The organism is Bradyrhizobium sp. 138, assembly GCF_023074075.1.
Classification (GTDB): domain Bacteria; phylum Pseudomonadota; class Alphaproteobacteria; order Rhizobiales; family Xanthobacteraceae; genus Bradyrhizobium.
Window position 1 is genome coordinate 142,094 of sequence record NZ_JADPKT010000072.1, and the last position, 20,738, is coordinate 162,831.

The following is a 20,738-nucleotide window of genomic DNA, read 5'->3' on the forward strand; positions in this document are numbered from 1 at the left end:
ACTCCGATTGTTCTGAGCGGCGGAAGGCATACTGCCGCTTGACCAGACCGGCCTGAAGAAACACAGGCCCCCTAGACAATCAAATCTGATTTGATCGAACAATGCGGAGCCATTCCAATCCAATCCCGAGCAGACGGGTATCAGCACTTGCACCAAGTTCCGCGGGAGACGTTGGGTTCTCGACACGAAATTCGAGTTCTACATGTTCCTTCGATTCGCGAGAACTAAGAGGAATTTCCCACCTATGTATATGTGAGCCCGATTTCATAATGGTCTTCCTAAACAGGACCGTGTTCCTAGAACGGCATTCGAAATCAATAGATTTGTGATGCTGATAAAGAAAGGCTCGCATACAACATTCCACCTGAAACGCGTTCTCTTCGACGCCCGAAATACCAAATCGGAGAAGCATATAATTGTTGATCGACCACGTTCCCCACGTCTCAGGTGCTCCCCAGCCATACTCAAGTCCGGGAACTCCATTTCCCTCTTCACAAAAAAACAGCTTCTCTTCCCAAGCAGCAGAAGGAATATCGAACTTGGTGGACTCTAATAAGTGCAAGCTCTTCACGTCATCCAAAGGTTTAAGCAAATTGCGCTCAGTGTAGGCCACAGCATCGCTCACATGATCTATTCCAGCGGCATCGCAATCTATTATGTGAAGTGTCCGTTGTTCCCCACGAGGCGTTTCACCAGGGATCATGGGCGGCACGCAATCGATGGGCGCGGGGAACGAGATGTCGCCGACCGAAAAATGATGCTTAGCAGCAAGCTCTTCGACAGCGCGCATGGTCTCCTGATAAAACCACGGGCGATCATTAATGGCGGAAGCTACCGACTGTGCTAGGCGCCGAAAATCTATATTTATCTGCTTATCGTCAAGAAAAAGCAGATCTCGCACCAGCAGCGCGTCATTTGCCAGCATCATTTCAAGATTATTGTTGGCTGGCACTAAGCGTGAGTCGAAATTGATATGTCCGAGCGCAACTTTGACCTCTTCGGCAGAAATCCATCCTGGCGGCGAGAGCGTTACGTTGTGTCCAGTGCTATGGCCCGATAAGCCGGCAATCGATAATGGTCGATTGATCAATATGAATTGCTTCGAGCACGCAGCGTTTACAATTCCAGACGTCACATCCGGCGTTACCCCAAGGAAGTATCTGCCCGTCTTCTTAATTACCTGATCGACGAGAGAGCGCGACACGAATGAATTATAGATCATGGGTAATTGCGAATAATGCAACTTAAAGTTATAAAAGGCAAGCAATTGCTGCCGCGAATCGATCAGTTTAATCTCAACATTCGAATGAACATCCGCGAGCAAACGATTTTTGCGTTCAGAGATGATGTGGCTACCCCAGTAATAGCTGAAAGGCCGCCAGCTAACGATGTCGGCCTTGTTGTGACCGATGAGACCGCTAGCTATCTGACATGCATCAGAGAAAAGTCCATCATCGTCTCCGATAAAGGTGATGTACTCCCCCCGAGCGTTTGAGAGTGCCAACTCCCAATTGCGTGACATTGGCAGGATCTCGTCTGACCAAAAATGTCTTATTCGGTCGTCACCAAGACTGGCGATGATGTCCTCAGTCTGCCTATCCCTGCCATTATTCTGAACAACGATTTCGAAGTCGCGTTGGGTCTGATTGACCAAGGTCCGCAGCGCATACTGAAAAGTGTCGGGCCGACGCAGCGTCGGTAGAACGAGCGAAAAAAGCGGCATTTCATCCCATACACCAGACGATTGCGACTATATTCCTATATGCCGCAATTTGCTTTGAGCGTCAAAACTAGCGAGTAAACAGTCACATGTCCATGAACGATTCATCCCCAACCTTGAGTCTTTGCTCGCAAATGATTACATATTTGAGCTCAACTGCTTGCAAATTCGCCTCATGCAAGCAAATGTGAATCAATGCGGCGTTGCGCATAAGATGCATCAACGACGCCCTTTCCTAAGAGCCAAATTTGCGCATTCTGCTTACAGGGGCCAGCGGCTTCGTCGGAAGATGGACAGTCGCAGCTTTGGCCAAGCACAAGGTGGAGGTTTTCGCGCTCTCCCGCAAACCTGTTCCCGCCCAGAAAAACGTATACCCGTTGGCATTAAGTGTGCTGGATGGCCAGCAAATTCGACAAGTGTTCGACGATGTTCGAGCGACCTGCGTTGTCCATCTTGCCTGGGACGTCAGTCACGGTTCATTCTATACCGCTTCGACAAATCTGGATTGGGCTGCCGGGTCCATCAATCTCTACCGCTATGCTGTTGAGGCTGGGGCAACCCGCTTCGTTGGGATTGGTAGCTGCGCAGAGTATGCGCCGGAGCCGGGAACCGATTGTGACGAGCAGACCTCAGCCATTTCCCCCACAAGCCTTTATGGCATTGCGAAAGACGCAGTCCGCCGCGTGACAAGTGCGCACGCACAAACCAACGGAGTATCCTTTGTCTGGGCCCGCCTTTTTCATCTGTTCGGCCCCGGCGAGCCGCCAGAGCGCCTAGTGCCGTCAGTCTGCCTACAGTTGGCGCGAGGCCTTGGTGCTCCAATTTCATCGGGAAATGATATTCGGGATTACATGGACGTTCGCGACGCCGCTGAGGCGCTCGGCCGGCTTGTGCTATCCGACGTAACGGGCGAAATTAATATAGGTAGCGGCCATGGCATCTCGGTAGCCGAAGTCGCGCACTCCCTAGAGAGCATCGCGGGGCGACCTGGCCTTCTACAACGCGGCGTCCTGCCTGATCGTACAAGCGAGCAGCCACGTTTGGTCGCCAACACAAAACGACTCAACAAAGAGGTAGGTTTCACTCTATCGCGTCCACTCCGCGATCGTCTGGCAGAAACATACCGGATGTGGGAAGCACTAAGCGAGCAAACGATATGATCCCTGCTTGCCCCATCTGCGCGACAAAACGCAATTCTGTTCTGGATCAACGTGAACGCGTTCCCGTTTTGCAGAATCGTGTTTGGCCAGACCGTGCCTCGGCGCTCTCAGCTCCCGCGGGCCGTTTGGATATGCGACTCTGTGCGAATTGCAACTTCGCTTGGAACGCCGCCTTCGATCCCAAGCTGATGGTTTACGACTCATTCTATGACAATAACCAGCTAGTCTCCGAGGTATTTTCCGACCACGTCGATGCAATGGTTCAACGCATCATTACTAGTCTAGATGAAAGCGCCGAAGCGCACCTCGTCGAAATTGGTTGCGGACAGGGCGACCTTCTAAGGCGCCTAGCGAGAGCGAACCGTTTTGCAAGTCTGACCGGATTCGATCCAGCCTTCAAGAACGCGCTTGAAGGCCACGACGCAAATATGACAATCCATACATGCTTGTTCGACAACGATACGTTGAACCTGCTGCGTCATCCGATCGATATCATAGTCGCTCGGCATACTATCGAACACATTCACCGGCCTCTCGACTTCTTGCGCACCATTCGGGCCGCAGTCGATGCCACACGTCCGACGAAGATCTTCCTTGAAACACCGGATATCAATTGGATTGTGGAAAACTTTCAGCACCAAGATCTATTTTACGAACACTGTTCGATCTTTTCGAAGCGGGCGATGCATTTTGGATGCCAAGCAGCCGGCTTCAATCTTTGCGCAATAACTTCGGTGTTTTCAGATCAGTATCTGTGGGCAGAAATCGACACCGGTGACTCGCAATTGATCGCAGAGCCAACCGCACCCTCACTACTCACCGCGGATGGATTTCGTGCGAAGAGGCTCGACTTCGTGGAGCGCTGGCGCGATCAGATAGTAACTCTTGGGAAAGAGGGCCGTGTTTGGCTTTGGGGCGCATCTTCAAAAGGCGTGACTTTCGCGCTACTCGTCGATCCCGATGGCGAACTTTTGGCTGGTGCGATCGATATTAATCCGAAGAAAGTCGGACAGTTCATGCCATTAACTGGCGTACAGGTTTGCGATCCAACCCAACTCGAAAGCGGCGATAGCGTAATCGTCATGAATCCGAACTACCTCGCAGAAATTTCTAACAGGATTGCCTCTCAGCAGAAATCGATTCGCCTGCTGACACTTGATACAGCACATTTGGAGATGTCGGCATGAAGATCACGTTCGACCTTGATAGACTGGAAGTCTCAACGACGGAAGGCAACAATTATCCAATGTACTCCGATTACGCCTTCGACCTCATCAAGGATCTTTGGCTAAAGGTCGGCTGGAACCAGAAGTATAATTACACTTTCTCGTGGCTCGGCGCGCCGATAATTCAGTTACCTGACGATATGATCCGCTACCAGGAGGTGGTTTATGCTCTCCAGCCTGATATTATTATTGAAACGGGCATAGCGCATGGTGGCTCACTGATCTTTTCTGCCAGCCTGTGCCGCCTGCTTGGGCGTGGCCGTGTCGTAGGAATCGACATAGAGATCCGTCCGCACAACCGACAGCGAATGGAGACTCACACTCTCGCGGACCTGATTACACTTATCGAAGGCTCATCGACTGCCCCAGAGATCGTGGCTCGTGCTCGAGCGCAGGTCCAGCCGAACGACCGCGTTTTAGTAGTGCTGGATTCTAACCATAGCTACGACCATGTCACGAGTGAATTGCGTTCTTATGCACCGCTTGTCTCCGTAGGCTCCTATATAGTGGCAACTGACGGGCTGATGCGCGACTTGGCACAGGCGCCACGCGGCCAACCAAACTGGGAGCGCAACAACCCGGCAACCGCCGCCAAGGATTTCGTTGCCGCGAACTCCGATTTCGTGATTGAAGAGCCGGTCTGGCCATTTAACGAGTCGAACATTACTGGGAATGTTACGCACTGGCCCGACGCTTGGATCAAGCGCATTCGCTAAAGCATCGACGGCACGTATAGTCTGAATCTCTACAAGAGCAAAAGACTCAACCTGTTGGGCTAAACCGATGAAAGCAGTCATTCTCGCCGGAGGCCTTGGGACCCGCATTGCGGAAGAAACCGCCATTCGCCCCAAACCCATGATCGAGATTGGAGGCAAGCCCATCCTGTGGCACATCATGAAGACTTACGCTCACCATAACGTAACGGAGTTCATCATCTGTCTCGGTTACAAAGGCTACATGATTAAGGAATATTTCGCCAACCAAGTTCTGCACAACTCAGACGTCACAATCGACAATCGCAACAACCGGGTGATCTATCACGGATCGTCGGTAGAGCCTTGGGTCGTGACACTTGTGGACACCGGGGAGAGTACGCTCACCGGCGGCCGTTTAAAACGAGTACAGCGGTTCCTCGACGCAGACCAGGATTTCTGTATGACTTATGGCGACGGCGTGGCCGACGTCGATATCCGGAGTCTGATAGCGTTTCATCAACGACACGGACGTGATGCAACATTGACTGCCGTCATTCCGTCGGGCCGCTACGGGGCGCTCGATCTCGATGGGACGCGGGTCAACCGCTTTCTTGAAAAGCCACCCGGCGATCATATGCTGGTCAATGGTGGTTACTTCGTCTTAAAGCCGGCAGCGCTGGACCGAATAAAAGGTGACACGACGGCATGGGAAACCACGCCGCTAGAGGGGCTCGCAAACGACGGCCAGCTAATGGCATTCCGCCACACCGGCTTCTGGCAGCCGATGGACACGTTACGCGACAAGAATGTTCTAGAAGACCTCTGGAAAAGCGGTCGTGCGCCCTGGAAAGTCTGGCAGTGACAGTGCTTCCCCAATTCTGGAAAGGAAAACGGGTCCTGGTGACGGGGCATTCCGGGTTCAAAGGGAGTTGGCTTGTCCTCTGGCTGACACGTATGGGAGCGCAAGTGTCGGGCTTTTCTCGACCGCCGGCCACTGAACCTAATCTCTATACAATCGCGGAAATTCATAGTCTCGTATGCTCAGGTTTTGGCGACCTGCAAACCTATGCCGACATCGAGGCGGCAGTAGTGCGTTCCGCCCCTGAGATTGTGATACACCTTGCAGCTCAGCCCTTGGTTCTCAAATCCGTACGAGAACCCGTGGAGACCTTCGCGAGCAATGTCATGGGCACAGTCAATCTGCTGGCTGCGCTACGCCAGTCGCCACGCCTAAAGGTAGTTCTTGTCGTTACCACCGATAAGGTCTATCGTAACAACCACGTACCTATCCCATTTCGCGAGAGCGATGCACTCGGTGGGCACGATCCCTATTCAGCATCGAAGGCGGCAACCGAACTGGTTGCAGCGGCTTTTGCAGATAGCTATTTCCAAGCTCAAGGCGTGTCGGTCGCGACAGCTCGTGGCGGCAATGTGATCGGCGGTGGTGATTTTTCAGAAGAACGCCTTGTGCCAGACATATATCGAGCAGTCACGACAAATGGCAAACTGGTCCTGCGACATCCCGAAGCTATCCGTCCCTGGCAACACGTGCTTGATTGTCTTTGCGGTTACTTAACGTACGCGCAGCAGCTTCATGACGGAAGAGGCCTGCCGCGCACAGTCAATTTCGGCCCCTCGGCGGCCGAACCAATCGCGGTGGCCACGATGGCCAATGCAATGCTGGAAGCGCTAGGGCGGTCTCCGCAATGGCGCGTCGATCGCCCCGCATCGTCTGTGGAAATGCAGCATCTCACTTTGGATTGTCGTCTAGCGCACGATGTGCTCGGCTGGCGCAACCGGCTCCCAGGCATGCAGGCCGTTCGGGCTACCGCAGACTGGTACCTTGCGTTTCGGAATGGCGAAGACATGCTCGCTTACACTCTAGCCTCGATAGATGACTTTCTGACGCGATGAATAGTGAACAGCATCATAGTTGCAGATTTTGCGGGACACCACTGTGCCATACATTTGCCGATCTCGGCACGACTCCACTCGCCAATCGCAATGTGCGCCAAGAGGAGATTGTAACGGAACGGAAGTTTCCGCTGATCGCACGCGTCTGCCAGGCATGTCTTCTGGTGCAGATCGACGACTCAGTTCCGCCAGGCACGATCTTCTCTGATTATGACTACTTCTCATCGTATTCGACTAGTTGGCTAGCGCACGCGCGGAATTATTGCGACGCGATTCGACTGCGGCTTGGCCTTGGGCGCGGCTCATTCGTTGTAGAGATCGCGTCCAACGATGGTTACCTGTTGCAGAATTTTTCAGACCTAGAGATGCTCGGAATTGAACCGGCAGCGAATGTTGCAAAGTTCGCCAATGATAGGGGTATTCCGACAGACGTCGCTTTCTTCGGCATCGAGACGGCCCGGCGCATCGTCCGAGAGCACCGACGCGCAGACCTGATCGTTGCTAACAATGTCCTCGCGCATGCCCCCGACACGCGTGACTTCGTGGGTGGCGTGGCACTGCTCCTATCCAAGAATGGCACTGCAACTTTCGAGTTTCCGCATTTGCTGCGTCTGATCCAAGGACTGCAGTTCGATACCATCTACCATGAGCACTTCTTCTATCTTTCACTGCTGACCGCTGAGCGCATCTTCCACGCCTGCGGTCTACGGATCTATGACGTGGAGGAACTATCAACCCATGGCGGTTCTTTACGCCTATTGGTTTGCCATCGATCTGCTGCCCAGGCAGAGTCTGACAGTGTGGAGATCATGCGCAACAAGGAGCGCGCGGCCCTCCTCGATAGGCTCGACGGCTATCGCGAATTCGACAACCGGATCGCCGGGGTGAAGGATGGCTTTCTGAGTTATCTTCAGTCAGCCAAAGCATCTGGTCGCCGGATCGCCGCTTACGGAGCTGCCGCCAAAGGCAACACATTTCTAAATGTCTGTGGTGCCGGATATCCAGAGATCGAAGCGGTATTTGATCGCAATCCAACCAAGCAAGACAAGTTCACACCGGGATCGCACATACCCATCCTGTCGCCGGACCGGCTGGGCGAGATACGTCCGGATGATCTCGTGATCCTTCCCTGGAACATCGCTGATGAAATCATGGATTCGATGTCGTGCATTCGACATTGGGGTGGACGCTTCGTTTTGGCAATACCAGAGGTTCGAATTTCCTAGGTCGGCTAGTGGAGGCGTGGGATGCGCTTTGAAGCGACGCCCGTTTCAGGAGTTTTCTTGATCTCTACGGATCTCCTCCAAGATGATCGCGGCTTTTTTGCTCGAATCTTCGATCCGGATATCTTTGCCGCGGCGGGCGTCCCCTTTCATCCGTGCCAAGTCAGCCTGTCGCACAACCGGAGCAAAGCTACATTGCGCGGTATGCATTACAGCCTCACTCCTGAAAACAAACTGGTTCATTGCACGCGCGGCAAGATCTACGATGTGGCGCTTGATCTGCGACGGGGCTCCCCCACATTCCGCACTTGGTTTGGGTTAGAGCTGAGTCCAAAGGACGGTACCGGGCTCTTTCTTGCGCCGGGCGTCGCACATGGCTATCTCACGATTGAGCCTGACAGTGACGTGCTCTATCACACCGACTGTTCGTTCAATCCGGCAGCGGCCGCGGGAGTGAGATGGAATGATCAGGCTTTCGGCATCGTTTGGCCCATGACCCCGGCCGTGATTAATGCCCGCGACGCTGGCTACCCCGACTTCGAGATTTCACCTCGTGATCACCGGCCTCCTGCGGACTAGAATTGGCTCGACATCCGATCAAGACGTAATGAATCTATGCCCAGAGACTTGCTCAATTGATTGGAAACCCCGCCGAGTCTATAATTATCAGCACTCGGTTCTTTCGATGAGGTCCTAATGTCGCGTCTTGAACGAATCTTCGTCGCTGGCCATCGTGGGATGGTCGGCTCCGCAATCGCGCGCAAACTGCACGAACGCGGCGATACGGCCGTAATCGCGCGGACCCGCAGTGAACTCGATCTCGCCGACCAGGCTCAGGTCCGCGACTTTTTCGCCAACGAGAAGATCGATCGGGTTTATCTTGCTGCGGCGCATGTGGGTGGGATCCTGGCCAACAACACCTATCCAGCCGAATTCATTTATCAGAACATCATGATCCAGACGAACATCATCCATGAGGCGTGGCGCGGGGGCGTCGAGAAGCTGCTATTCCTTGGCTCGAGCTGCATCTACCCTCGGCTCGCTCCACAGCCCCTGACGGAGGACAGTCTACTCACGGGCGTGCTGGAGCAGACGAATGAGCCGTATGCCATCGCAAAGATCGCGGGCATCAAGCTGTGCGAGTCTTATAACCGGCAATACGGCACCGACTATCGTAGCGTGATGCCAACTAATCTCTACGGAATAGGCGATAATTATGATGCCGAGAGAAGCCACGTCATTCCCGGACTGCTACGGCGCTTCCACGAGGCAAAACAAAACGCCGCTCCGGAAGTGGTAATCTGGGGTACGGGCAAGCCGATGCGTGAGTTTCTCTATGTCGACGACATGGCCGAAGCTTGCCTTCACGTGATGGACCTAAGCGCCGATACTTATCAGAGGAATACCCAACCCATGCTTTCGCACATCAATGTCGGCACCGGCGAGGACCTCACCATCCGCGAACTTGCCACCATCATTGCAGAGGTGATCGGCTATCGGGGACAAATCGCTTTCGACAGCACCAAGCCGGACGGAGCGCCGCGCAAGGTGATGGACGTCAGTCGTCTTCGAAATCTGGGCTGGCGCGCCCGCACCGGTCTTAGAGAAGGGCTTGCGCTGGCCTATGCGGACTTTCTCGCGAGCACCCGACGCTGATGGCCGTGAAGCCGCTTGTGACAATTGCTGTCCCCTCTTACAATCAAGGTCGCTTCCTTGAGGCCGCGTTGACGTCCATCTTTGTGCAGAATTTTCCCGCAGAGATCTATGTCAATGATGGCGGCTCAACCGATGAATCGGTCGAAATCATTTGTCGTTACGCTGACCGCTTGGCGGGGTGGCGCAGCCATCGCGACAACGGCCAGTCTGCCGCGATCAATGAAGGTATTGCCCGCGGTAGCGCCCCCTATGTCGCGTGGCTGAACAGCGACGACCTACTCGAGCCCGGCGCGTTAAGACGGCTGTTGTGCGCCTTGGAACAATTTCCTCAAGCACCTGCTGCCTATGGCAGGGTTTGGAACCAGACCGACGAAGGAGTGCGAACCCCGGTTTGGGTCGAACCGTTTAGCGAGCGACGCTTGGCCCTCCGATGCATCATCTCGCAGCCGGGCACCCTCATGCGCCGGACGGCATGGGAGGCTGTGGGCGGCCTCGACGATCGTTTGCGGATGGCGATGGATTACGATCTATGGTGGCGACTATATCGCGGCTTCGCTCCACTCGCCTTTGTGAACGAATTCGTGGCAACCAATCGCGACCACAAGGGGACTAAGACGAACACCCAGCGCGTGCTGCATTATCGCGAGGCCATAGCGATCGTTCGCAAATATCACGGCCGGGTGCCGCTGAAATGGTGGCTTGCTCAACCTTACGCAGTCTGGATGAAAGCGCTCGCCAATTGGATCAAGCAGGCGCAGCATTAGACGTACGACACAGGCGGTCTTCAGCGAAAAGGTTTCGGTTGGCGTAGCGGGACTATAGCTTGTAGCCGGCGGCAATCGCGTCGTCCGCAAACATTTTAACAGTCTCAAGCGAATAATCATCTAGGCTCTTGCCTACCAGAGGCAGTTTCTTGAGGATGTCATTGGTCACTGTGATGATATGGCAACCAATCGAATCCGCGTGGAATATATTGAGCAGCTCGCGCGGGCTGGCCCAGATCAGTTCCGAGGCCGGAGCGGCCTTCAGCAGTTCGACCGCAGCAGCCATCATGGCCAGCGGATCGCGGCCGGTATCGGCGACGCGACCGGCAAAGATCGATACATAGCTAGGCACATTTGGATCGAGCGCGGCGACGACGTCACGCACTTGGCCCAGGGTCATTAGCGCGGTGACGTTGAGCTTTACCTTCTTCGCGGTGAGCTTCTCGATCAGTTTGTAGCTGGTCTGGCGCTTTGTATTCATCACAGGAATCTTGACGTAAACGTTGTTGCCCCAGCTGGCAATCTCAAGCGCCTGGCGTTCCATTTCCTCAAAGTCGTCCGAGAACACTTCAAGCGAGATTGGACGATCCGGAATGGCTTTTACGATGTCGAGGGAAAACGCTTTGTAGTCGGTGATTCCCGCCTTGCGCATGAGGGTCGGATTAGTCGTCAGACCCTTCACGAACGGCTTGGCATACATTTCCAGCATGCCGGCCCTGTCGGCACCGTCGGCGAAAATCTTTACAGTCAGATCCTCAACTTTCTTCATTGTTGGTCTCGCTCTCTATGATTTTTAGCGCTTCGCTTGTCGATGATACCCTATAGTCGTAGTTCGTCGGCACCGCCTCGCGATAACCGCGGTCGATAAAGATCGTCCTGCTCCCTGCCGCCCGTCCGGCATCAACATCGCCTTTGCGATCGCCGATCATATAACTGCGCGGCAGGTCAACACCGAATTCCGCCGCGCCCACAAGCAGCATCCCTGGTTTCGGCTTGCGGCAATCACAGCCGTCGGCATTATCGTGGTAACAGACGATGAACCTATCGATAGCTGGTATCTCCCGTGCGATCGCCGCATTAATGCTTTCCACCGTCGATTTCGGCGTCGTGCCGCGCGCGACGTCCGGCTGGTTTGTCACCACGATCAGGATGAAGCCGCGATCCTTAAGACGCTGCAACTGACCGCCAACACTATCATAGATCTTCAGGTCCTCGACACGCGCGGGAGGATAGGATTTGCCCTCGCGAATCACAGGGTGATTCAGCACGCCGTCACGATCGAGGAAGATAGCTCGTGTTGTCATTTCGTCGGGTCTGTCCTGGCCGTAGATTCCCATTTGGTCTGGTTGGCCTTCAGCTTCGGATGCGAGACCAGCAGATGCCATACCACCGCCTGGAATGCTTCCGAATGCGGGGTGACATTATCCGGGTTGACTGTCGGTACGATCACGCAGGCATCCGCGACGGTCGCCGTGTAGCCACCGTCGCGGCCCACCACGCCCATAATCTTCGTACCCACTGACTTGGCAAGCTTCAGGGCCGTCACGAGATTCGGGCTTATGTTCTTTTCCAGATTGCCACCGCCCACCGAGAACACGAAGATCGCGTCATTAGCGCGCAGCTTGCTGACCTTCAGCCATTCAGCAAAGATCGTGGCCCAACCTTCGTCATTGGTGCGCGCCGTCAGTTCCGATACGTTATCGGTGGGCGCATAGCTTTCGATGCCAACGATCTTGCGGAAGTCATTCACGGCGTGACCACAGTTGCCAGCGCTGCCGCCAACACCGAGGAAGAAGATACGCCCTCCCTCCGCCTTCACCGTTGCAAGCAGATCTGCCATCTTTTCAACCGGCGCAACATCCATCTTCGCAATGATGTCTGCCGATTCACGCATGTACTGTGCGGCGTAACTCATGACTTCCCCTCACCCCTGAAATAGTCCGCCGCCTCGGCGAGACCTTTGTGCGAGCCGATTTCGTAAAACCGCTCCTGAACCTCGAAACCGGCGAGTTGTCCGGTCACCGACAATCGATGATAAACGTCACCCAGGTCGAACGCATCGTCGCCGCTATGCCCCGTTAGAATGTCCGCCGATAATGCACCGAGGCCGTAGTCGATATGTTTCATGTCAGGCATGGGGGCGCGCTTGTTGTACTCCACAATGACGTTGTCCGCGAACAGAACATTGCTCTTGTCCCACTGCCCCTCATTGCGCTGCACGGTCATCAGCGCCGGCTTGCCGCTCCGCAGAAAACTTTCCTCCACGGCGGAAAAGTCGATCGGCAGGTAGGAGTCTCCATACAGGACCAAAAATTGCGAGTCCAGAAGAGGCAATGCCTGCCTCAGAGCCCCACCGGTTCCGAGCAATTTTGGCCAATCCTGCGAATAGGACACCGACAATCCGACAGCCAAACCGTCGCCTACCGCCTCCCGAATCTTTTCTCCGAGATAACCGACACAGAGGACCACCCGTCTGGCGCCCTGGTGGCGCAAATAGCGCAACTGTCGCAGGATGAAAGGCTCGCCGGCCACGTCAACGAGCGCCTTGGGAATCGTCTCTGTGATCGGCCTCAGCCGCGTGGCCAAGCCTCCAGCCAGGATCGCGACCGGCAGCTTCACGAGAACAGAACCTTTGTTCCCTCGAAGTCGAAGGTGAAACGCACCTCTTCCAACCCGACCTTGGCCATCGCATGGCGCAGCCTATTGCGGTCGCTGGCGTAGAACAACAGGAACCCGCCGCCGCCGGCGCCAACCAGCTTGCCACCCGTTGCGCCGTTCCTCATGCCAATGTCGTACCACTCGTCGATGTGGGAGTTGCTCATGCCGCCCGAGCGGCGCTTCTTGTGCTCCCAATGCTCGTGCATCAGCGCGCCGAACTCTTCTGTCTTGCCGCTCTCAAGCAACAGCTTGCTCTTTAGACCCAGCTCCTTGACAAAGTGCAGGTTGGCAATCATGTCCTTATCACTGCTCTTCGTCCTGGTGTTCTGATCCCTCAGAATCGACCCTGCGCTTCGCGAAAAGCCCGTGAAGAACAGCAATAGGTTGTCCTCCAGATCGAACTTTGTATCCATTGAAATGTTCAGCGGCACGACTTCGACACTGTCGTCGGGATTGAACGTGAAGCAGGTCAATCCGCCACAGGCGGCAATGTATTGATCCTGTTTGCCGATCGGTTCACCGAGGCGATCGATCTCAATTTCGCAAGCGAGTTCGGCCAGATCCTTCGGATCGATGTGGCGCATGCGATGAACGTAAAGCGCTTTCAGCAGAGCTGTCGTAAAGCTGCCCGACGATCCCAGACCGGTGCCCGAAGGTATATCCGCAAGCGCCGTGATCTCGACCTGAGGCGTTTTGAAGCCCAGCATCTTGATCGCTTCGCGAATGATCGGATGCTGGACTTCACTGGTCTCCTGAATGTGCTCGAGCTGCGAGTACTTCAGATAGATGCCTTCGGTGAAAGGTCGCATCACATTGATGTAGACATACTTGTTGATCGCGCCGGCGATCAGGAAGCCGCCGTGTTCGCGGTAATACGACGGTAGATCGGTGCCGCCGCCGCCGAGGCTGATTCTCAACGGACTACGGGTCGTAATCATAACCGGATATCCTGTAAATCTCTTCGATGATACGCAGCGCCTCGATGGCATCACGCACGCTTGCGCCGGGCTGCCGCTTCAGCCGAATATCTTGTATAAACTCGGAAAATTCAACTTCCCAAGAGTTATCTTCCATCGGATATTCCCAGCTGGTCGTTTCCGGGGGGCCCATCTGCGGCAGCATCCTGTAGAACGTCAGCCGCTCCGTGCCATAGCTGCCACCGAGGCCGTTGATATCGATTTTACCGTGGCGACCGTATATTTCGAGGGAGAACGTATTTTTCCATTCAGTGCAACTCGCATGCAAGAAAGCAACCTTACGCTCGGCAGTCTTGAGTAGCAGGAAGCCATTGTCGTCCACCGGCATCTTCCAGTAATAGGTCGCGGCGAAACCATTGACTTCGGCGAAATCGCCCAGAAACCAACGCGCCAGATCAATCAGATGCGGTCCCTGGTCGATCAACTCGCCGCCGCCTGATTTCTTCGGATCCGATCTCCATTCGCGATCGTATCCAACTCTGCCGCCGTGCCCGTACCGCGCGCGCAGGAACATCAATGGTCCCAATTCACCCGATTTGACCAGGGCCTGCGCCTTTTGCAGCGCACGATGGTAACGATGATTGAAACCGATCCGCACCAGACAACCATTCGTGGCGGCAGCCTCGGCGAGGCCGGCCAGCTCTGCTGCATTGCGCGCACCAGGCTTCTCGATCAGGATATGCTTGCCAACTCCGACCGCGCCATGCGCGATCTCGGCTAGCGTATCGTGCAAAGTTGCGATTATCACGATTGATACGCTGGGATCGGTAATGGCCTCACGCCAATCGATCACCGCCTTGCAGCCTTGCGATGTCGCCGCCAGTCGGTCGGCCCGCTCCTGTACTATGTCCGCACATACCACGAGCCTAGCGTTCCCGAGGGCCTTGGCACGCTTATGGCCGATCAGCCCACAGCCGATGATTGCGACGCCCGGTCCGCTCACTTGTCTCCCCATGACTTATTACGGTCACGTCCTGTGATCCGGCGAAGCGTAAAGACATCGCTGTTGTTTAATTCCTCGAGATGCTGCGGCCAGTCTTGCCAGCGGTCCCACTGAGCGGCGATCAGCTTGCCGGTGATGCCGTCGCTGTCGGCCGAGCCAAGGAACACACACAGCGCGGCGCCGACATCGAGCGGCGTTCCTCCCTCGCCTGCGATCCTCTTCATCCGGTCAAAGAATTCCTGGCCGACCCTGTCGGGACCCGCGTTGAGCAACTGCTCCATCATGTGTGTCACCAGCGCCCCAGGCGCAATTGCATTGACATCGATACGATCGTCCTTGCACTCTAACGCAAGCGATTCAGAAAATCGTACAACGGCAGCCTTCGATGCTGCATAGGCAGTAATCGCGGGCATCGGGTTGGTGGCGCCCCCCCCTGAAACATTGATGATCTTGCCATAGCGCTGGCCGCGAAACATCGACATGGCCGCGCGCGAGGCGTAGACAACACCGAATAGGTTGATGCGGATGGCGTCGATCCATTCATCCATATCGGCATTTTCGATTTTGCCCATCGGACCATAAACGCCGGCATTGTTCACCAGGATATCAAGGCGCGGAAACTCAGCCTGAACCCTGGCGAACAACCGATCGACATCTGCCAACTGGCCAACGTCGGCAGCCACGGTGATAATGCGTGAGCCACCAGCCAGGAGTGGCTCTAGCGCACGCTTCTGCTCGGCAAGCTTATCAGCACTGCGCGCGCAGAGCACCACGCTGGCTCCGTTGATGACATACTGGCGCGCAATCTCCGCGCCCAGCCCCCGGCTTGCGCCCGTTACAACAGCAGTTCGGCCCTTAAGCTTCATCGTGCTTTGCCTGCAATGATATAGTTGACCGCCGCGATCTTCGACATTTGTTTGGATGCAAAAGCATTTTGGTCGATCAGCAAAGCGCGCTTCATCGTCCGCACCAGCCTGCCAAAATCAAGTTCGCGAAATTCCGGCCACTCAGTGGCAAGCACCACGGCTTCACTGTTCACGAACACAGCATCTATCGATGGCGCGATCGTCACCAACGAATGCAGTGGGTCCGGCAGACTGGCCACCTGCGGATCGTACACGGTGATATCGGCCCCCGCCTCGATCAGCTCTCCGATGACCTCAATTGCGACAGAACGCCGTATCGCATTCGTGCCGGCCTTGTAGGCGAGACCCAGCACGCCGACCTTCTTAGCCTTGAGCGCGCCAAGCTGACCGCGCAAATGCCTAACCACCCAACCCTTGTGATAAGCATTGCTTTCGAGCACAGCCGCGAGCACCGGAACTTGAGCGCCGACGTCTTTGGCAATAATCTTCAGGAACTGCACGTCACGCGCCAGGGTGCCCCCACCGAAGGCGGCCCCTGCCCGTACATAAGCCTTCTTGCCGATACGTGGATCGAGGCGCAGCGCGCCTTCGACCTCGCTCATGTCGGCGCCTACGCCCTCGCACAACGTGGCAACTTCGTTCGTGAAGGTAACGCAGGTCGCGAGATAGGCATTCAGCGCGTGCTTGACCATTTCCGCAGACTCGACTCTGAGCCAGAGCAGCGTATCGCAGAATGGTTTGAGAACCGGCTCGATGACCTGCCGCGCCCAATCCTCGCGAATGCCGATAACGATACGTTCGGACTTGGTGAACACTTGTATCGCATCGCCGAGTCGCAAATTCTCCGGAGAATAGGCGAACGACACCTTGCGGCCACCGGCGACCTTGGCGAAATCCCGCTCGAGTTGCGCCGTGCTGCCGACCGGCACTTGAGACGAGATCAGAACGACGGTCCCATCGTTCAGATGCGGAAACGTCCCTCGGATGCGATCGAGCACGTACCGGACATCAGCAACGTCGTCGTTGTCAACTGGTGTATCGAAACTCACCCATAGCAGGTCAGTCGATGCAATGGCCGCCGCCAAATCGCTTGTGAAGCTGAGATGGCCGTCGTGCAGTCCTTGCGCGAGCATCGCATCGAGACCGGGTTCGAACAGCGGCGCTTTCGCTGCACTCAATTTGGCAGCAGCCTGAGCGTCTTCGGCGAGCCCGACGGTCTTTATGCCGCGTGAAGCCAGACACGCAGCCGTCACCGATCCAAGGTGCCACAGTCCGTAAACGCAAACGGTCATGGGCGCGCCTCGAACACCCAGGGGTTGGCACGGAGATAGTCGAGAGTGATCTCTATGCCATGCTTGATCGAGACCTTCGGCCTCCAGCCCAGGGCACGAATGCGGCTGCAATCGAGGAAGATGAAGGGATTGTCGCCGATCCAGCCACGTTCACCACCGGTATATTCAAGCTTCGGCTCCAGTTGCAGCCGCTTCGATATCCAACCGATCGACTGATTGACTTCACAATACTCGTCCTGGCCGAGGTTGAAGATATTCACTCGATCGGTGGCGCGTTCGATGGCAATGAAGATAGCGTCGATGCAGTCCTGCACATAGAGGTAGGACTTGCGCTGCTTGCCGTTGCCAAGCACTTCGAGCCTCGACGGGTCGGCGGCAAGCTTCTGGTAGAAGTCGAACACATGGCCGTGGGTGTAGCGTTCGCCAAGAATCGAGACGAAACGGAAGATGAAGCCTTGGAAGTCAAAGCCCTCGCAATAGGAGGTGATCAGCCCTTCCGCTGCGATCTTCGAATTGCCGTACAGCGAAGTCTGCACCGGGAACGGCGCATCCTCTGGTGTCGGAAACACCTTGGCCTCTCCATAGACTGAGCCGGTCGACGAGAAGGCAATCCTTTTGATGCCATGGACGCGCATCGCCTCCAGCACGTTGAAGGTCGCGATCAGATTCTGCTCGATGTCCTTAAATGGATGGTGCGTGCCAAACCGAACGTCTGCGTTCGCCGCCAAATGAAAGACCATATCGCAACCCGCGATGGACGTACGTAGCACATCGTTATTCAACAAGTCGCCTTCGATCAGCTTGAAATTGGCCGACATCAACGCACCTTTGAGGAAGCGGCTTTGTCCGGTGACGAAATTGTCATAGCCGACGACACTGTGGCCAGCTGCAAGCAGCCTATCAACGAGATTGCTGCCGATGAAGCCAGAAGCGCCGGTTACGAATGCCCGCATACATCCCCCTTGAAAGACCCAGACCAACTCCAGCAGAAGCCGGTTCTGCCGCCAGCACGGTTGAGAAGACCACAGCAACTGCGGCCGCCTGCCGCATCATATCGGCCAAGGATAGATCACAAGCAAGGTCAAAAAGATAGTTCAATCCCGCGATGGCGAAACAGCGCAGCAGTTGCACACCGATCCGCCTGGAAAGTGGAAACTTCGAGGCGGAAATTTCAACCGCCATAGAAGCAAGAACGTCAAAGTCGCCGACACAGAGGCATGGTCATGCAAGTCAGGAAATCGTCCAAAAGGCGAGCGAATTAACGATCCGGACAGGCTCCGTAACTTATGGCCGCTTCCAAAATAGCAAAGCTCATCCTCGTCCGACCGCGCCCAACTGGCGATCAGAGGCTACCGTTGAAGCGTCAAGATCCTCCGCGAAGTTTATCTTCTTATCGATGATGTACATCGGCCTGCGCTTCGATTCATCGTAGATCCGGCCAATATATTCGCCGACCAGTCCAAGTGCGAGCAATTGTACGCCCGAGAAAAACGACACCACCAGCACAGTTGTCGGCAAGCCTGGCGACAAGTCGAAGCCAATTAGTTTTTGCAGGACGTACCAAAAACCGAGCAAGAAGCTGATTGCGGCAACAACGAAACCCGCCATCGACATCATTTGCAATGGCCGACTGCTGAAGCCTACAAGACCGTTGATACCAATCTTGAGCGAGCCGACCAGACGGTTGTAATTTCCGGTCCCCTTAAGGCGGGCGTCGCGACTATAGAGAACCGCAGCTTGCTTGAAACCAACAAAAGCTACCATGCCTCGCAGAAACCCGTGAGTCTCCGACAACCTACGTAACTCCTCAATGACCCTTCGCGACATGATGCGAAAATCACCAGTATTGCGTGGGATCTCAACGTCACTCAGCCGGTTGATAACCGAATAGCCGAGGTACGAAACAGCTTTCTTCACAAGAGTCTCGCCCTCTCGCGAGGAGCGCATTGCGTAAACGACCTCATAGCCTTCAGTCATTTTGGCGTAGAGACGCTCGATCATCTCCGGCGGATCCTGTAGATCCACATCAATCACGACACATTTTCCGCCAACGCAGTTCAAAATACCGGCCATTGTCGCGGCAGGCTGTCCAAATCGACGAGAGAACAAAAGTAACTTGACGGCCGGATTACGTTCGATCTCACGCAAGATCACAGCCTCAGTATCATCGGGTGACGGGTCGAGCGAGAAAATAACCTCGTAACTCAACCCCATCCGAGTCATTACAGCTTCGGTTCGGTCCAAAAATGGCCTAATATTCCCTGCTTCCTTGTATACTGGAACCACAATCGACAGCTCGACGCCGGACGAATATCCTATGGAGACACACTGAGTTGCAGACATGATTCCGATCCTGGACTTACAAGGAACTAACAATCGCGATCTGAGCCCATCCGCGCATTGAGCCGCTCTATAGCGTGCGGCCAGGGTCCGCTCCAGTGGTCAAATCACGCCCTCACTTGATAGGCTTCTCCGACGAAATCTGAAGGGATTTATTATGAAGTCGCACACTCTTACACCCTTTTGCGCAAAGCTTTTATCAGCCGTCCCGCGAATCTTCGAGCAAGCTGAACCGAACGGGCGTGCACTGCACTAGGCCGCCACCGCCGAGCTCCCCCAGCGACGCTCGCCCCCTGAGCTTGCAAAGCAGCAAGCGCAGCAAGGTTTCTTCTCGCTTCTGCCAATGCTGCGTTCGCCCCCTGAGCTTGCAAAGCAGCAAGGTCAGCAAGATTTCTTCTCGCTTCTGCCAAAGCTAAAGTGCTCGCATGCATACCATCGAAATTGGTGATCGAAGCTAGAATCTTTCCTAGCAGTTCGGCCGCGGTCGGCTCGGCCGACACTTCAAGGTAAGATGAATTGTCTCGAAGCCAATTAAAACACCAATCCCCGAAACCTCCAAGGTCCTCCCGGCTCGCGAGCTCCTCACTGGCGAAACGACGAACCTCCGCCAGAAAGGACGGGAGCTTTTGGTCGTCAAGAAGGGCAAAGCTCTGCAGAAAAGTGCGACCGGTCTTTAGCCAGCGATCCTGGGACCATCCTTGTTCGTGGTCGAGGTGAAAAACCAACGGTGATTGGGGCCGCAAAAGTTCTATATTTTCTACTGCAAAAGCGGCCGGCAGCCAGTAATCCCACCACGGCTGCCCAACCGTCAAGTCGCGCGGGATGGTGGCAGCGCGAGCCATCGATGGCGCGAAAAAGAACGCATCAAAACCGAGGCAGGTTTGCCCAGTCGGCAGCAGCGATATCGGATCGATATTTACCCGCTCCACCATTACGAGGCCACGACGAGCCCCCTTCCTTACCCCGCTGACGAACGACGGGTATCCAAGGAAGAAACAATCTGCATTGATAATAGCGACCAAATCATCATGGCACCGCCCCGCATAATCGAGGAACTCGCCAATTCCAGGCCTAACGTTAGAAGACAGAACGAAACTGACGGGGTAAGCTAGAGGCTTAAGCTGCTCGATTTCCGTCGCCGAATTGATGCTGACGATCCGAAAGCCAGCCGAAATCCACGATTCGATACAAGCACGCTGATACACAGTCCCAAAATCGCGTCCAGCAACCATCCGCTTCATGGTCGGCGGCAAAGAAGTAATCATCGTCGAGGCGAACATCAATTGGTCTCAGCCCGCCCGCTG

Annotated in this window: 22 protein-coding genes; 9 read left to right on the forward strand and 13 right to left on the reverse strand. The window is 55.2% G+C overall.

The features are described 5' to 3' along the window. Positions 1-79: 79 nt before the first annotated feature. Positions 80-1,723, reverse strand: a complete 1,644-nt coding sequence (locus IVA79_RS24890; RefSeq protein WP_247557848.1) for a glycosyltransferase — start codon at positions 1,721-1,723, stop codon at positions 80-82. 245 nt (positions 1,724-1,968) lie between these two features. Here IVA79_RS24890 and IVA79_RS24895 point away from each other — a divergent pair, with 245 nt between their 5' ends. The 9 genes from IVA79_RS24895 (at position 1,969) to IVA79_RS24935 (ending at position 10,358) form a co-directional block, all read left to right on the forward strand. Continuing rightward, the gene (locus tag IVA79_RS24895) at positions 1,969-2,880 is read left to right on the forward strand and encodes an NAD(P)-dependent oxidoreductase (protein ID WP_256465653.1); all 912 of its coding nucleotides are present in this window, start codon (positions 1,969-1,971) and stop codon (positions 2,878-2,880) included. Beyond that, positions 2,877-4,067, forward strand: coding sequence for a class I SAM-dependent methyltransferase (locus tag IVA79_RS24900; RefSeq protein ID WP_247557852.1), 1,191 nt, complete (start codon positions 2,877-2,879; stop codon positions 4,065-4,067). Before IVA79_RS24895 ends, IVA79_RS24900 begins: the two co-directional genes overlap by 4 nt. Next, positions 4,064-4,822: a CmcI family methyltransferase gene (locus IVA79_RS24905; RefSeq protein ID WP_247557855.1), complete on the forward strand. Its 759-nt coding sequence runs from the start codon at positions 4,064-4,066 to the stop codon at positions 4,820-4,822. Before IVA79_RS24900 ends, IVA79_RS24905 begins: the two co-directional genes overlap by 4 nt. Before the next feature lie 67 nt (positions 4,823-4,889). Continuing rightward, positions 4,890-5,663: a glucose-1-phosphate cytidylyltransferase gene (rfbF, locus tag IVA79_RS24910; RefSeq protein WP_247557857.1), complete on the forward strand. Its 774-nt coding sequence runs from the start codon at positions 4,890-4,892 to the stop codon at positions 5,661-5,663. Continuing rightward, the gene (rfbG, locus tag IVA79_RS24915) at positions 5,660-6,715 is read left to right on the forward strand and encodes a CDP-glucose 4,6-dehydratase (protein WP_247557860.1); all 1,056 of its coding nucleotides are present in this window, start codon (positions 5,660-5,662) and stop codon (positions 6,713-6,715) included. Before rfbF ends, rfbG begins: the two co-directional genes overlap by 4 nt. Beyond that, a complete protein-coding gene (locus IVA79_RS24920; protein WP_247557862.1) occupies positions 6,712-7,941 on the forward strand; it encodes a class I SAM-dependent methyltransferase in 1,230 nt (409 codons plus the stop codon). The genes rfbG and IVA79_RS24920 overlap by 4 nt, the downstream gene beginning before the upstream one ends. A 21-nt stretch (positions 7,942-7,962) precedes the next feature. Then, the gene (locus IVA79_RS24925; RefSeq protein WP_247557865.1) at positions 7,963-8,517 is read left to right on the forward strand and encodes a dTDP-4-dehydrorhamnose 3,5-epimerase family protein; all 555 of its coding nucleotides are present in this window, start codon (positions 7,963-7,965) and stop codon (positions 8,515-8,517) included. Positions 8,518-8,634: 117 nt separating this feature from the next. Next, positions 8,635-9,594, forward strand: coding sequence for a GDP-L-fucose synthase (locus tag IVA79_RS24930; RefSeq protein WP_247557867.1), 960 nt, complete (start codon positions 8,635-8,637; stop codon positions 9,592-9,594). Continuing rightward, complete coding sequence (locus tag IVA79_RS24935; RefSeq protein WP_247557869.1) at positions 9,594-10,358, forward strand: glycosyltransferase family 2 protein; 765 nt, start codon at positions 9,594-9,596, stop codon at positions 10,356-10,358. Before IVA79_RS24930 ends, IVA79_RS24935 begins: the two co-directional genes overlap by 1 nt. Positions 10,359-10,410: 52 nt before the next feature. Here the strand turns inward: IVA79_RS24935 and IVA79_RS24940 are convergent, their stop codons facing one another. The 12 genes from IVA79_RS24940 to IVA79_RS24995 all read right to left on the reverse strand — a co-directional run bounded on the left by IVA79_RS24940 (position 10,411) and on the right by IVA79_RS24995 (position 20,714). Continuing rightward, a complete protein-coding gene (locus IVA79_RS24940) occupies positions 10,411-11,127 on the reverse strand; it encodes a transaldolase (RefSeq protein WP_247557871.1) in 717 nt (238 codons plus the stop codon). Then, entirely contained in the window at positions 11,114-11,662 is a 549-nt protein-coding gene (locus IVA79_RS24945) for an HAD-IIIA family hydrolase (RefSeq protein WP_247557873.1), read from the reverse strand. The genes IVA79_RS24940 and IVA79_RS24945 overlap by 14 nt, the downstream gene beginning before the upstream one ends. Further along, a complete protein-coding gene (locus IVA79_RS24950) occupies positions 11,659-12,273 on the reverse strand; it encodes an SIS domain-containing protein (protein ID WP_247557875.1) in 615 nt (204 codons plus the stop codon). Before IVA79_RS24950 ends, IVA79_RS24945 begins: the two co-directional genes overlap by 4 nt. Further along, positions 12,270-12,977: a nucleotidyltransferase family protein gene (locus IVA79_RS24955; RefSeq protein ID WP_247557877.1), complete on the reverse strand. Its 708-nt coding sequence runs from the start codon at positions 12,975-12,977 to the stop codon at positions 12,270-12,272. The genes IVA79_RS24950 and IVA79_RS24955 overlap by 4 nt, the downstream gene beginning before the upstream one ends. Continuing rightward, the gene (locus IVA79_RS24960) at positions 12,974-13,954 is read right to left on the reverse strand and encodes a GHMP kinase (protein ID WP_247557879.1); all 981 of its coding nucleotides are present in this window, start codon (positions 13,952-13,954) and stop codon (positions 12,974-12,976) included. Before IVA79_RS24960 ends, IVA79_RS24955 begins: the two co-directional genes overlap by 4 nt. After that, entirely contained in the window at positions 13,938-14,936 is a 999-nt protein-coding gene (locus IVA79_RS24965; protein ID WP_247557881.1) for a Gfo/Idh/MocA family oxidoreductase, read from the reverse strand. Before IVA79_RS24965 ends, IVA79_RS24960 begins: the two co-directional genes overlap by 17 nt. After that, positions 14,933-15,802: an SDR family oxidoreductase gene (locus IVA79_RS24970; RefSeq protein ID WP_247557883.1), complete on the reverse strand. Its 870-nt coding sequence runs from the start codon at positions 15,800-15,802 to the stop codon at positions 14,933-14,935. The genes IVA79_RS24965 and IVA79_RS24970 overlap by 4 nt, the downstream gene beginning before the upstream one ends. Then, complete coding sequence (locus tag IVA79_RS24975; RefSeq protein WP_247557885.1) at positions 15,799-17,094, reverse strand: nucleotide sugar dehydrogenase; 1,296 nt, start codon at positions 17,092-17,094, stop codon at positions 15,799-15,801. Before IVA79_RS24975 ends, IVA79_RS24970 begins: the two co-directional genes overlap by 4 nt. Continuing rightward, on the reverse strand, positions 17,091-18,047 hold the full coding sequence (locus IVA79_RS24980) for an NAD-dependent epimerase/dehydratase family protein (RefSeq protein ID WP_247557887.1): 957 nt from the start codon (positions 18,045-18,047) through the stop codon (positions 17,091-17,093). Before IVA79_RS24980 ends, IVA79_RS24975 begins: the two co-directional genes overlap by 4 nt. Beyond that, positions 17,995-18,276, reverse strand: coding sequence for a hypothetical protein (locus IVA79_RS24985; RefSeq protein ID WP_247557889.1), 282 nt, complete (start codon positions 18,274-18,276; stop codon positions 17,995-17,997). Before IVA79_RS24985 ends, IVA79_RS24980 begins: the two co-directional genes overlap by 53 nt. A gap of 129 nt (positions 18,277-18,405) precedes the next feature. Then, complete coding sequence (locus IVA79_RS24990) at positions 18,406-19,437, reverse strand: glycosyltransferase family 2 protein (protein WP_247557891.1); 1,032 nt, start codon at positions 19,435-19,437, stop codon at positions 18,406-18,408. A gap of 170 nt (positions 19,438-19,607) precedes the next feature. Next, positions 19,608-20,714, reverse strand: coding sequence for a hypothetical protein (locus IVA79_RS24995; protein WP_247557893.1), 1,107 nt, complete (start codon positions 20,712-20,714; stop codon positions 19,608-19,610). Positions 20,715-20,738: the final 24 nt, after the last annotated feature.

What these genes read in the sequence shown, in the direction of transcription:
- IVA79_RS24935 (WP_247557869.1), top strand. Translation starts at nt 9,594, where the DNA reads ATGGCCGTGAAGCCGCTTGTGACAATTGCTGTCCCCTCTTACAATCAA.
- IVA79_RS24945 (WP_247557873.1), bottom strand. Translation starts at nt 11,662, where the DNA reads ATGACAACACGAGCTATCTTCCTCGATCGTGACGGCGTGCTGAATCAC.
- IVA79_RS24920 (WP_247557862.1), top strand. Translation starts at nt 6,712, where the DNA reads ATGAATAGTGAACAGCATCATAGTTGCAGATTTTGCGGGACACCACTG.
- rfbF (WP_247557857.1), top strand. Translation starts at nt 4,890, where the DNA reads ATGAAAGCAGTCATTCTCGCCGGAGGCCTTGGGACCCGCATTGCGGAA.
- IVA79_RS24890 (WP_247557848.1), bottom strand. Translation starts at nt 1,723, where the DNA reads ATGCCGCTTTTTTCGCTCGTTCTACCGACGCTGCGTCGGCCCGACACT.
- IVA79_RS24960 (WP_247557879.1), bottom strand. Translation starts at nt 13,954, where the DNA reads ATGATTACGACCCGTAGTCCGTTGAGAATCAGCCTCGGCGGCGGCGGC.
- IVA79_RS24985 (WP_247557889.1), bottom strand. Translation starts at nt 18,276, where the DNA reads ATGGCGGTTGAAATTTCCGCCTCGAAGTTTCCACTTTCCAGGCGGATC.
- IVA79_RS24905 (WP_247557855.1), top strand. Translation starts at nt 4,064, where the DNA reads ATGAAGATCACGTTCGACCTTGATAGACTGGAAGTCTCAACGACGGAA.
- IVA79_RS24900 (WP_247557852.1), top strand. Translation starts at nt 2,877, where the DNA reads ATGATCCCTGCTTGCCCCATCTGCGCGACAAAACGCAATTCTGTTCTG.
- IVA79_RS24990 (WP_247557891.1), bottom strand. Translation starts at nt 19,437, where the DNA reads ATGTCTGCAACTCAGTGTGTCTCCATAGGATATTCGTCCGGCGTCGAG.
- IVA79_RS24940 (WP_247557871.1), bottom strand. Translation starts at nt 11,127, where the DNA reads ATGAAGAAAGTTGAGGATCTGACTGTAAAGATTTTCGCCGACGGTGCC.
- IVA79_RS24995 (WP_247557893.1), bottom strand. Translation starts at nt 20,714, where the DNA reads ATGTTCGCCTCGACGATGATTACTTCTTTGCCGCCGACCATGAAGCGG.
- IVA79_RS24925 (WP_247557865.1), top strand. Translation starts at nt 7,963, where the DNA reads ATGCGCTTTGAAGCGACGCCCGTTTCAGGAGTTTTCTTGATCTCTACG.
- IVA79_RS24975 (WP_247557885.1), bottom strand. Translation starts at nt 17,094, where the DNA reads ATGACCGTTTGCGTTTACGGACTGTGGCACCTTGGATCGGTGACGGCT.
- IVA79_RS24970 (WP_247557883.1), bottom strand. Translation starts at nt 15,802, where the DNA reads ATGAAGCTTAAGGGCCGAACTGCTGTTGTAACGGGCGCAAGCCGGGGG.
- IVA79_RS24950 (WP_247557875.1), bottom strand. Translation starts at nt 12,273, where the DNA reads ATGAGTTACGCCGCACAGTACATGCGTGAATCGGCAGACATCATTGCG.
- IVA79_RS24930 (WP_247557867.1), top strand. Translation starts at nt 8,635, where the DNA reads ATGTCGCGTCTTGAACGAATCTTCGTCGCTGGCCATCGTGGGATGGTC.
- IVA79_RS24980 (WP_247557887.1), bottom strand. Translation starts at nt 18,047, where the DNA reads ATGCGGGCATTCGTAACCGGCGCTTCTGGCTTCATCGGCAGCAATCTC.